The sequence below is a fragment of the Crystallibacter permensis genome, from assembly GCF_025960875.1.
Taxonomy (GTDB): Bacteria; Actinomycetota; Actinomycetes; order Actinomycetales; family Micrococcaceae; genus Crystallibacter; species Crystallibacter permensis.
The window spans coordinates 103878-115895 of the sequence record NZ_JAODLR010000007.1; the positions used below are offsets into that span (position 1 = coordinate 103878).

Genomic DNA, 12018 nt, shown 5'->3' on the forward strand with positions numbered 1-12018 from the left:
CAGGAGAATTCAATTGCTTTTCGGCCAACAGCCACGTGCCCGCGCGGCCGTCCGCTTCCTTCTGCTGGTTACAGCCCTCATCATGGCGCTGTTCGTAGCCGTGTTCGCGCTCCACTACGTGACCCCGCTGGACGAAGTGAAGGAATTCGTGGACATCGGGGCCGAGGCCAATCTGCCCACCTGGTGGAACTCGGCGCTGCTGTTCCTGGTGGCCGCGCTGGCCGCAGCCTCCGCGCTGACTGCCCACGGCAGGACACGCTTCTCCTGGACGGTGATTGCGGCGGCGGCCGCGTACCTGAGCCTCGACGAAGCAGCGCGGCTGCACGAGCGGCTCGCCCGGCCGCTCCTGGCCGCAGGGCTGGACACCCCGACCTACCCCTGGCTCGCGCTGGGTGCGGTCGTCGGGATTGCCGGTGCCACTGTGCTGTTCTTCGCCGGACGGTCGCTGCCCAGGGAAACGGGACGGCGCCTCGCCCTGGGGCTGGGCTGCTACGGTGCAGGCGCCCTGGGCGTCGAAGCGTTCAACGGCTGGATCCGTCAGAACGGCCCCGAGTACGTCTTCTCCGCGGGCTTGATCCTGGAGGAAGGCCTGGAGATGTTCGGCTGCATCATCGCTGCCGGCGCCATCGCTGATCACCTCGCGCGGCGGCTGCAACGCTCCCAGTATCTGGTGGAAGCCGAAAATGCCCACTAGGCTCGTAAACCGTGGACACCAACGCGGCAACCGCATCCTCGACCCTGCGGATTGAACAATTCCCTGCCGATACTGGGACCGGCACTCCGTCAGCCCGGTTCCAGGGCTGGTTCAAGGCCGTCGATGCAGGTTTCCATGAAAGTTCTACCGATGCAGCGCACGTAGCCGAATACGCGAAGGGCTACGCCGCGGACAACCGCATGTTGTGGGGAGTTTACGACGACGAGCCCCGCCCCGGTGTGTGGAGTGCCGATATTCCGGTAGCCACCTACGCCACCATGGTGAACAGCATGAATGTCGGCGGCGGCCGCCTGCTCGATGCCCACCAGATCACCGCCGTGACCGTCCGGCCCACCCACCGCCGGCGCGGACTGCTGCGGCGCCTGATCACCAGCGACTTAGAACAGGCCGCCCGCTCCGGTCTGGGCATCGCCTCGCTGACCGCATCCGAAGCGACGATCTACGGCCGCTTTGGCTTCGGAGCGGCAACTTTCACCCGCGAGGTGGAGGTGGACGTCCAGGAGCGTTTCGGCCTCCGGACGCCGCAGGCCGGCACAGTCGAGATGGCGGACCCGGCATCCCTGCAGCAGCTGGGGCCGGAGATTTTTACCCGGTTCCATGCCAGGACTCCGGGGTCGGTGGCCCGGCAGTATGCCTACGCGAAGAGAATCTCCGGCCAATGGGGGCATGACAAACCGGAACCGGACAAGTCGATCCGGGCGGCCGTCCACTATGACGGCAGCGGGACGCCCCAGGGTTACGTGAGCTACCGGTTCGCCGGCTGGTCCAAGGAACCGTACACAATGAAGGTCGTGGATCTGGTGGCGGCCACCGCGGAAAGCTACCGGGAACTGTGGCGGTATCTGGGCTCCATTGACCTGGTGCAGCGGATCAGCTGGCCCCTTGCTCCGGTCGAAGACCCGTTGCCGTGGGCGCTGCAGGACGGACGTGGATACGCGGCGAAATCAGCCGAAGATGTCCTCTGGCTGCGGATTCTGGATCCGGTCAACGCATTACAAGCGCGTCATTACGACGGCGAGGGCCGGCTGGCACTGGAGATTGTTGATCCGCTCGGCCTGGCCGCAGGCCGGTTCCTGCTGGAGGCCGCCGGCGGAAACGCACGGGTGCAACCGCTGGCACCGGACGCCGCGGTGGACCTGAGCGTTGATGTCGACGTGCTGGGCTCGCTCTACCTGGGCGGCGTCAGGGCCGGGACGCTGGCGGCCGCCGGTAGGCTGCCCGGTGCAACCGAGGACGCCGTGGGAAGGCTGGAGCGGATTTTCGCCACCACAGCACAGCCGTACTGCATCACGCACTTCTGAGTAGCGACTGCCCGCTCGGGATGTGGAAGATAGCCGGCCCCGCGGGGCTTCAACGCTTTGACCGCGGTTGGCTCAAGCGGCTAGACTTATCGGGCGCGTAATGCGTACGCACTACCCTTTTATTAAAGTCCACCTCCGGACGGTCGATAACCGCAAGGCTGCAGCTATTTTGTGCTGGCGCTGAGCATGGAGTCAAACCGCCTGGAACTAAGAAATCTATCCACATCGGAGCCCCTACTACATGACCATCACCTCCACCGAGAAGCCCGGTACCCCGCAGGTCGCCATCAACGACATTGGTACCGCCGAAGACTTCCTCGCTGCCGTCGACGCCACCATCAAGTACTTCAATGACGGTGATCTCGTCGAAGGTACCGTCGTCAAGGTTGACCGCGATGAAGTTCTGCTCGACATCGGTTACAAGACCGAAGGTGTCATCCCGTCCCGCGAGCTTTCCATCAAGCACGACGTTGATCCCGGCGAAGTTGTCGCCGTGGGCGATCAGGTCGAAGCCCTTGTCCTGACCAAGGAAGACAAGGAAGGCCGCCTCATTCTCTCCAAGAAGCGTGCTCAGTACGAGCGTGCTTGGGGTGACATCGAGAAGGTCAAGGAAGAGGACGGCGTCGTTACCGGTACCGTCATCGAGGTCGTCAAGGGTGGTCTAATCCTCGACATCGGCCTGCGCGGCTTCCTGCCCGCCTCCCTCGTCGAGATGCGCCGTGTGCGCGACCTGGCTCCGTACATCGGCCAGAAGATCGAAGCCAAAATCATCGAGCTGGACAAGAACCGCAACAACGTTGTGCTCTCCCGCCGTGCATGGCTTGAGCAGACCCAGTCCGAGGTCCGCTCCACCTTCCTCAACAAGCTGGAAAAGGGCCAGGTCCGTCCGGGCGTCGTTTCCTCCATCGTCAACTTCGGTGCATTCGTGGACCTGGGCGGCGTCGACGGTCTGGTTCACGTCTCCGAGCTGTCCTGGAAGCACATCGACCACCCGTCCGAGGTTGTCGAAGTTGGCCAGGAAGTCACCGTTGAGGTTCTGGAAGTCGACCTGGACCGCGAGCGTGTTTCCCTGTCGCTGAAGGCCACCCAGGAAGATCCGTGGCAGACCTTCGCCCGCACCCATGCCCTTGGGCAGGTTGTTCCGGGTAAGGTCACCAAGCTGGTTCCGTTCGGTGCGTTCGTCCGCGTTGAAGACGGCATCGAAGGTCTGGTTCACATCTCCGAGCTGGCCGTCCGCCACGTCGAGCTGGCCGAGCAGGTTGTCTCCGTGGGCGACGAGCTGTTCGTCAAGGTCATCGACATCGACCTCGAGCGCCGCCGCATCTCCCTCAGCCTCAAGCAGGCCAACGAGGGCGTTGACCCGGAGGGTACCGAGTTCGACCCGGCCCTGTACGGTATGGCTGCCGAATACGACGAAGAGGGCAACTACAAGTACCCGGAGGGCTTCGATCCGGAGTCCAACGAGTGGCTTGAGGGTTACGAGACCCAGCGCGCCGCTTGGGAGCAGCAGTACGCTGATGCCCAGGCCCGCTGGGAATCCCACAAGAAGCAGGTTGCCCAGCACCTGCAGGAAGACACCCAGGCTACTTCCGAGCCCGGCGAATCCGCTGCCACCAGCTACTCCTCTGAGCCCGCTCCGACGGAGACCGCCAGCACCGGTGGCGGAACGCTCGCTTCGGATGAGGCCCTCGCCGCACTGCGCGAGAAGCTCACCGGCAACTAATTGCGCCGGCCCTAACGGGTAAGCAGACAAAAGAACCCCTGTCGCCTGACAGGGGTTCTTTTGTCTGCCCGGAACGGTTCTAAGGCTGGCGGGTACTCACGGTGACGGTGAATTTCGGGTTCCGGGCAACCTCTCGGGTCGGTCCGACCAGCCGGTTCAGGGCCGGTTTGTAAGCGAGGTGGCTGTTCCACACCGTCCAGAGCTCGCCGCCGGGAACCAGCACACGGCCGGCATCGGCGAAGAGCTTGAGGGCGATGCCGGCATGTACCGCGTTGCCGATGTGGAACGGGGGATTGAGCACAATGAGTTCCTCGCTGGAGCCGGGAAGCGCGGACAGGGCATCGTCCCGCTGAACGGTCACCCGCCCGCTGACTCCGTTTGCCTCCGCGGTGGCCCGGGCCGAGGCGACGGCGGACTCGGACTGGTCCGTGGCCAGGACAGCCAGGTCCGGGCGCGACACGGCGAGGTAGGCCGCAATCGTCCCGTTGCCGCAGCCCAGGTCCACTGCTCGCCGGGCAGCGCGGGCATCCGCGAGGGCCGGGAGCAGGAAACGGGTGCCCGTGTCGAGCTTGGCTCCGCCGAAAGTACCGCCAAAGGCGACGATCCGCAGCGGAGCCGGCAGCCCGACGTCGTACTCTTCCTGGAGCGGGAAACGGCTGCTGACGCCGTCCCGGGGAACGGTTGCCGTCAGCACCCGGGCCTTCTGCCGGCCCCGCCCCGCGCTCACAGAGGCGAACGCCGCTCCCAGCACCTGGTTCATCGCGGGGGACATATGTTTGTCGCGCCCGCCGGCAACCACCGTCACCTCCGTTGCTGCCGCGGCAGCGATGACGGCCGCAGTTTCTTCGAGGGCATCCAGTGACCGGGGCAGCTGCATCAGCACCAGACGGACGCCCGTAAACAGCTCAGGACCCAGCGGGGAGTGCGTGTAGCCGCCGAGTCCGAGTAGGCGGGCGTTGTTGTCCAATGCACGTGCGGCCGAGAGCGGATCCTGATGGACCCGCAGCCCGGTGAAACCTGTGGCAGCCAGGGAAAGGGTCAGCGCACCGTAGTGGTCGTTGACGACGGCGATCTGGCTGCCCTGCAGTCCGGCTAGCAGGGTGGTGGCCGAGTCGAGCAGCAGCCGGTCTGCAGCATCTGCCGCATAGAGGTTATTCGCCTCCACATCAGGCCAGCGGCGTAAGCGGGCCAAGTCCAGTTCAGGCAAGATCCACCCACTCGGTTCCGCGAGGCGCGGCTGGTTCTCCGCCCGCGGTGAGCGAAGCCAGCTGCTCATGGAAGCGGGCCAGCACCGCCGGGTCATCCGCGAGTGCCACATTGATCTCCACTCCGGCCGCCCCATAGTCGCTGCCGAGCACGGTAACTCCTGCAGCGCGCAGCTCGTTCTCGAGCCGGCCGGCCTGGGCGTGTCCAGCAGCGATTGCATACAGCTGCATGCGCCGCCGCTGCACCAAGCGGGCGGAGGCTACGGCTTGCGAAACCGACTCCGAGTACGCCCGTACCAGACCGCCGGCGCCCAACAGGATCCCGCCGAAATAGCGTACGACGACGGCCGCAATGTCGCTGAGGTCTGTCACGCCGGGCGCTGTCTCGCGTCTGGTCAGAGCTTCCAGCATCGGGAGCCCGGCGGTACCGGAGGGTTCGCCGTCGTCGTTGGAGCGTTGCACATCGCGATCCGGACCCAGGACGAACGCAGAGCAATGATGCCGGGCATCATGGAACTCCTTGCGCAGGCCGGCGACAAGATTCCGGGCGGTTTCCTCGGTCTCGGCCCGGCGAAGTACCGTGATGAAGCGGGAGCGCTTAATCTCGATTTCGTGCCGGTGTTCGCCAGCAATAGTCGTATAGCTGGTCACCGTGGACTGGGAGGCTGGATGCACCCAACCAGCCTAGTACGGCGGCCGCCATCCTGCGCCCCTCCCTCCGTTGCCCGTGCCAGGGGCTCTGTCTGGGCTTGGGGCAAGTGGTTGGCGGGGGAGGGCTAGTCGCCTCGATAGACTGATGCTGTGCTTAAGGTCGGTCTGACAGGCGGAATTGCCGCGGGTAAATCTCTGGTGGCGCGGCGGCTGCGTGAACGCGGCGCGCTGCTGATCGATGCCGACGTGCTCGCTCGCGAAGTCGTCGAACCGGGGACTCCCGGACTGCAGGCTGTGGTGGCGGCGTTCGGGGAAAAGATTCTGACCGACGACGGCGGACTGGACCGTCCGGCGCTCGGCGCTGCGGTTTTCGGTGATCATGCGAAACGGGAACAGCTCAACGCCATCATCCACCCGCTGGTCCGCGCACGTTCGGCTCAGCTGGTTGCAGAGGCCGAGCCGGAGCGGATCATCGCTCAGGACATCCCGCTGCTGGTGGAAACCGGGCAAGGGTCGCGGTTCCATCTGGTCGTTGTGGTGGATGCCCCCGAGGAAGTCCGGATCCGGCGCATGGTCTCTGACCGCGGCATGGCTGAGGCCGACGCCCGGGCACGCATTGCCGTGCAGGCGACACATGCCGAACGGCTGGCAGCGGCTGACGTCGTCCTGGAAAACGTGGAATCCCCGGAAGCCCTCCTGGCACGGGTAGACCGCTTGTGGGATGAGCGGCTCGAACCTTTCGCGGCGAACCTTGCGGCGGCGCGGGTGGCCGCCCATAGCGGCGGGCCTGTCCTGGCCGAACCGCGGCGGGACTGGCCGCAGCAGGCGAAGCGGTTGGCGGACCGGATCCAGGCGGCGGATGAGCGGATTCTGGCGGTGGACCACATCGGCTCGACGGCTGTGCCAGGGCTGCCGGCGAAGGACGTCATCGATCTGCAGGTCAGCGTGCGTTCGTTGGCTGAAGCCGACGCGGTTGCAGACAGCCTGGCATCGGCTGGCTTCCCCCGTCGTCGGGGATTGTGGCGGGATATCCCCAAGCCATCGCACCCGGACCCCGCCGACTGGGAGAAGCGGCTGCACGGGAATGCAGACCCGGGGCGGAGCGCAAACGTCCATGTCCGGGTGGCCGGATCCCCTGGCTGGCGGTTTGCGCTGGGCTTCCGGGACTGGCTGCGCGCCAACCCGCTGATGGTGCAGGAGTACTTGGCGGAAAAGAAACGGCTTGCCGACCTGCACGCAACGGACAGCTCAATCGGCCGCTACGCGAAAGATAAGGAACGCTGGTTCACGGAGGTAGCCGAACCCGGGATGCAGGACTGGATGCGCCGTGTCGGATGGCGGCCGGACAGCGCGGTGGGGTAGTGGCGGCCGGCGCGCTACCCCACCGTGGCCCGTCAGCGGGCCGCTTCTGCCCGGTCCCGTTCGATGCTGGGGATTTCCGTCCCGCGGATGGAGCAACCAGCGGTTTCCGGGATGAACTTCAGCGCAATGGCGCCGACGACACACGCCACCATCATGTAGTAGGCGGGAACCAGCGTGTCACCGGTAACTTGAATCAGCAGATCGTTCACCAGCGGCGCCGTCCCGCCGAAGAGCGCCGTTGACACGTTGTAGGTGATGGCGAAACCGGCATACCGCACCTGCGTGGGGAACATGGCCGGGAACGTCGCGGAGATTGTCGCCAGCTGAAGCACGTACAACAGGCCCAGCACCGCGAAGCCGATCAGGGCCGTGCCGAAGTTAATCCGCATGAGCAGGTACATGGGTATGGCGGCCACAAAGAGGCCCAGCAACGAGGCCCACCACATGGGTTTTCGGCCGATCCTGTCCGAGAGCTTGCCGGCAAACGGGATGACAATCATCATGGCCAGCTGGCCCAGCAGCAGCAGCGTCAGAGCATTGTTGGCGGGCAGATTGATTTCCGTCTGCAGGTAGGTGGGCATGTAGCTCAGCAGGGTGTAGTTCGTGACATTCAGCGCTACGACCAGTCCGCCCATGGTCAGCAGCGGCTTCCAATATTTCACCACCAGATCGCGCAGCTCGGTCTTCGCGTTGGGCTCTTCCAGATGGTGGTCCTCGAGATCGCGGAAGACCGGCGTATCTTCGAGCTTGGTACGCAGATAGAGACCGATCAGACCCATGGGACCCGCCACCAGGAACGGCAGGCGCCAGCCCCACTCGGTCATTGCCTGCTCACCCAGCACGATCTGGAAGAACAGCACCAGCGCCGTGCCGAGGATGAAACCGAACAGGGTGCCGAATTCCAGGAAGCTGCCGAAGAAACCGCGCTTCTTATCCGGCGAGTACTCGGCCATGAAGGTCGCCGCGCCGCCGTATTCGCCGCCGGTGGAGAACCCCTGCACCATGCGGAGCAGAATCAGCAGGATGGGGGCCCAAACGCCGATCATTTCATAAGTGGGCAGCAGGCCGATGGCAAAAGTAGCGCCCGCCATCAAGATGATGGTCAAAGCCAGAATGGCCTTGCGGCCAAGCCGGTCGCCGAGCGGACCCCAGACCAGCCCGCCCAACGGACGGACGAGGAATGAGATGGCGAAGGTGGCCAGCGCGAGGGCGGTGCCAAGGCCGCCTTCCGTGGGGAAGAAGTTGGCGGTGATGTACGTGATGGCTACCGCATAAATGCCGTAGTCGAACCACTCCGTGGCGTTGCCCATCGCCGACGCGCCGATGGCGTTCCGGATGGTTTTCCTGCCTTCAGGGGTATCGGTGGTCGGGGCCGCGTATTTTTCCTCCACGGGCTCAGACGCCGCGTTCTGCTGGGGGTTTGCGTCGTCCTGGCCGGGCCTCTGACCCGGCTCCGGCTCAGACGGCCGTTCATCGGTTGGCACTGTCTCTCCATCCAGATCAGTGATCTTTGCAGATCCTCATCTTCTGTTCGGTTCGATTGGCGTCGCTATAGCTCACAGTATCCACCGGCAGAGCGCCGAGGCCAACCGTTTTCGGCAAATTCTCCTCGCCGGATCAGCGGTCGCGGCTGAGATAACGCAGGTTCTGGCCCGATGTTCAGCCGGGAGCAATCGCGGACGAGCGCTGGCCGCAATTGGGGCTACCGTTAATGCCATGAGTCTTGCGCAGGACATTAACCGAGTTGTAGCTCCATTCGAAGTAATCAGTGATTACAAACCAGCAGGTGACCAGCCGGGCGCCATTAAGGAACTCACCGGCCGGATCCAGGCAGGGGAGAAGGACATCGTCCTGCTGGGTGCAACGGGCACCGGCAAAAGCGCCACGACAGCGTGGCTGATCGAACAGGTGCAGCGGCCCACGCTGGTTATGGTCCAGAACAAGACACTGGCAGCCCAGTTGGCGAACGAGTTCCGGGAACTGTTGCCGAACAATGCAGTGGAGTACTTCGTCTCCTACTACGACTACTACCAGCCGGAAGCTTACGTGCCACAGACGGACACGTTCATCGAAAAAGACTCCTCCGTCAACGAGGAAGTCGAACGGCTCCGGCATTCGGCGACGAACGCTTTGCTGACCCGCCGTGACGTCGTCGTCGTTGCTACGGTCTCCTGCATCTACGGTCTGGGCACGCCCGAGGAATACGTGGCTGGCATGGTCACTCTCCGTCAGGGCGAGGAGATGAACCGTGATGAGCTGCTGCGCAGATTCGTATCCATGCAGTACGCGCGTAATGACATGGACTTCCACCGGGGCACCTTCCGGGTGCGCGGGGATACGGTGGAGATCATTCCGATGTATGAGGAACAGGCCCTACGCATCGAGTTTTTCGGGGACGAAATCGAGAAGATCTACACTTTGCATCCCCTGACCGGCGAGATTATCCGCGAGGAAACCGAGATGTATGTTTTTCCGGCCTCGCACTACGTGGCGGGGCCGGAGCGGATGAGCCGGGCGATTAAGGAGATCGAGGATGAGCTGGCCGGCCGGCTGCAGGTCCTGGAATCCCAGAACAAACTGGTGGAGGCCCAGCGGCTGCGGATGCGCACGACGTACGACCTCGAAATGATGCAGCAGATGGGCTTCTGCAACGGCATTGAAAACTACTCCCGGCACATCGACGGCCGTGGTGCCGGAACCGCGCCGCACTGCCTGCTGGACTACTTCCCCGACGACTTCATGCTGGTGATCGACGAGTCCCACGTGACCGTCCCGCAGATCGGCGCCATGTACGAAGGCGATATGTCACGCAAGCGCACGCTGGTGGACCACGGATTCCGGTTGCCCTCGGCAATGGACAACCGGCCGCTGAAATGGGATGAATTCCTCGAGCGGATCGGCCAGACCGTGTACCTCTCGGCGACGCCGGGCAAATACGAGCTGGGCAAGGCCGACGGGTACGTCCAGCAGATCATCCGCCCGACCGGCCTGATCGACCCGGAAGTCGTGGTGAAGCCGACCAAGGGCCAGATCGACGACCTGCTGGGCGAGATCAACACCCGGGTGGAGAAAAACGAGCGCGTCCTGGTCACCACGCTGACCAAACGGATGGCCGAGGACCTGACCGCATACCTCATGGAGCACGGCGTCAAAGTCCAGTACCTGCACTCGGACGTCGATACCCTGCGCCGGGTGGAACTCCTGCGCGAACTGCGGATGGGTACCTTCGACGTCCTGGTCGGGATCAACCTGCTGCGTGAAGGCCTGGACCTGCCCGAAGTCTCCCTGGTCAGCATCCTCGATGCAGACAAGGAGGGATTCCTGCGCAGCAGCACGTCGCTGATCCAGACCATCGGCCGCGCGGCCCGTAACGTGTCGGGCGAGGTCCACATGTATGCGGACCGGATCACCGATTCCATGGCGCACGCCATCGAGGAGACCAACCGGCGCCGCGAAATCCAGCAGGCCTACAACAAGAAACACGGGGTGGACCCGCAGCCGCTGCGCAAACGGATCGCGGACATTACCGACCAGCTGGCCCGCGAGGACGCCGACACCGCGGAGCTGCTAGGTGAGTTTGATTACGGCAAGGGCAAGCGCGGATACTCGGCCGCGAAGCCGAAGGAAAAGATCCGTAAGGACGGTCTTGCCGCGGTGCCCGCCGAGGACCTTGCCTCCCTGATCGAAGAGATGACCGCGCAAATGCATGCGGCAGCGGCGGAACTGCAGTTCGAGTTGGCCGGGCGGTTGCGGGACGAAATAGCAGATCTCAAGAAGGACCTCCGGCAGATGCGTGCAGCCGGTCACGCCTGACCCCGGAGCGGCCGATCGGGTACACTCGTTGAGGCGTAGGGGAGTATCCCAAGTGCTGTGAACGTCAACACGCCCGGCGAAGTAGCCGGGCCGGGCACAGCGGCCGGCCTCTGGTTGCCGGCGGAGAGACTTGCGGCAACCACTCGTACCCTCGAAAGGCCTTTTTCGTGCTCGAATTACCCGTTTGGTTTGAAGTCGGCACCTTTGTGGTGCTCGGACTTGTCCTGTTGTTCGACCTTCTCTATGTGGTAAAACGCCCGCATGAGCCCTCCATGAAGGAAGCCGGGCTTTGGGTTGCGTTCTACGTGACGCTTGCCCTGATCTTCGGCGCCATGATGTTCGCGTTTACCGGGCCTGAATTCGGCGGGCAGTTCCTGGCCGGTTGGGTGACGGAATACAGCCTCAGTATCGACAACCTGTTCGTCTTCATCATCATCATGGCGCGCTTCTCCGTGCCGCGTAAGTACCAGCAGGAAGTGCTGATGGTGGGCATCATCATCGCACTGGTCCTGCGCGGAATCTTCATTCTGCTGGGCGCAGAGTTGGTGGAGAACTTCAGCTGGATCTTCTACATCTTCGGTGCCTTCCTGCTCTGGACCGGCTACAAGCAGGCCAAGGACGACGGCGAAGACGAAGAAGAGGGCGCGGAGAACCCGCTGATCGCCAAGCTGCGCACCGTGGTGCCGATGAGCGACAAGTACGACGGCAACAAGCTCCGCACCGTGGTGAACGGGAAAAAGGTCTTCACCCCGATGCTGGTCGTGTTCGTGACCATCGGCCTGACCGACCTGCTCTTCGCCGTCGACTCCATCCCGGCAATCTTCGGTCTGACCCAGAGCGCGTTCATTGTTTTCACCGCCAACATCTTTGCGCTGATGGGCCTTCGCCAGCTGTACTTCCTGCTGGGCGGCCTCATGACGCGCCTGGTTTACCTCAAGCACGGCCTGGCCTTCATCCTCGTGTTCATTGGCGTCAAGCTGATCTTCCACGCCATGCATGTGAATGAACTGCCGTTCCTCAACGGCGGCCAGCCCATCGAATGGGCACCGGAGATTCCGACCTTCGTCTCCTTGGCGGTCATCGTTGGAACGATTGTCATCGCCACCGTGGCGAGCCTGCTGAGCCCTGCGGCCAAGGCCGCAAAGCTCGACGCCGAACTCGCTGCGGACCTGGAGGCCAGCCGTCGCGACGACCGCGAGGAAGACAAGCTCAACGAACAGTAGCTAGTTGAACGACAGGAAGCGCACG

General features: G+C 63.8%; 9 protein-coding genes. 6 read left to right on the plus strand and 3 right to left on the minus strand.

Annotated features, from left to right (window positions below):
• Positions 1–13: 13 nt before the first annotated feature.
• The 3 genes from B0G38_RS10645 to rpsA all read left to right on the plus strand — a co-directional run bounded on the left by B0G38_RS10645 (position 14) and on the right by rpsA (position 3739).
• Complete coding sequence (locus B0G38_RS10645; RefSeq protein WP_264669427.1) at positions 14–694, plus strand: hypothetical protein; 681 nt, start codon at positions 14–16, stop codon at positions 692–694.
• Positions 695–705: 11 nt separating this feature from the next.
• Positions 706–2016 carry a GNAT family N-acetyltransferase gene (locus B0G38_RS10650; protein WP_264669428.1) on the plus strand — a complete coding sequence of 437 codons (1311 nt, stop codon included), beginning with the start codon at positions 706–708 and terminating at the stop codon, positions 2014–2016.
• 241 nt (positions 2017–2257) lie between these two features.
• Positions 2258–3739, plus strand: a complete 1482-nt coding sequence (gene rpsA, locus B0G38_RS10655) for a 30S ribosomal protein S1 (RefSeq protein ID WP_264669429.1) — start codon at positions 2258–2260, stop codon at positions 3737–3739.
• 79 nt (positions 3740–3818) lie between these two features.
• Here the strand turns inward: rpsA and B0G38_RS10660 are convergent, their stop codons facing one another.
• On the minus strand, positions 3819–4946 hold the full coding sequence (locus tag B0G38_RS10660; protein ID WP_264669430.1) for a class I SAM-dependent methyltransferase: 1128 nt from the start codon (positions 4944–4946) through the stop codon (positions 3819–3821).
• On the minus strand, positions 4939–5619 hold the full coding sequence (locus B0G38_RS10665; RefSeq protein WP_264669431.1) for a YigZ family protein: 681 nt from the start codon (positions 5617–5619) through the stop codon (positions 4939–4941). The genes B0G38_RS10660 and B0G38_RS10665 overlap by 8 nt, the downstream gene beginning before the upstream one ends.
• Before the next feature lie 126 nt (positions 5620–5745).
• Here B0G38_RS10665 and coaE point away from each other — a divergent pair, with 126 nt between their 5' ends.
• A complete protein-coding gene (coaE, locus tag B0G38_RS10670; RefSeq protein ID WP_264669432.1) occupies positions 5746–6957 on the plus strand; it encodes a dephospho-CoA kinase in 1212 nt (403 codons plus the stop codon).
• 32 nt (positions 6958–6989) lie between these two features.
• Here coaE and B0G38_RS10675 read toward each other — a convergent pair whose 3' ends face one another.
• A complete protein-coding gene (locus B0G38_RS10675) occupies positions 6990–8348 on the minus strand; it encodes an MFS transporter (RefSeq protein WP_264669501.1) in 1359 nt (452 codons plus the stop codon).
• A 325-nt stretch (positions 8349–8673) separates the two neighbouring features.
• On the opposite strand from B0G38_RS10675, the gene uvrB reads away from it, so the two are divergent.
• Positions 8674–10770, plus strand: a complete 2097-nt coding sequence (gene uvrB / locus B0G38_RS10680) for an excinuclease ABC subunit UvrB (RefSeq protein WP_264669433.1) — start codon at positions 8674–8676, stop codon at positions 10768–10770.
• 167 nt (positions 10771–10937) lie between these two features.
• Positions 10938–11993, plus strand: a complete 1056-nt coding sequence (locus B0G38_RS10685; RefSeq protein ID WP_264669434.1) for a TerC family protein — start codon at positions 10938–10940, stop codon at positions 11991–11993.
• Positions 11994–12018: the final 25 nt, after the last annotated feature.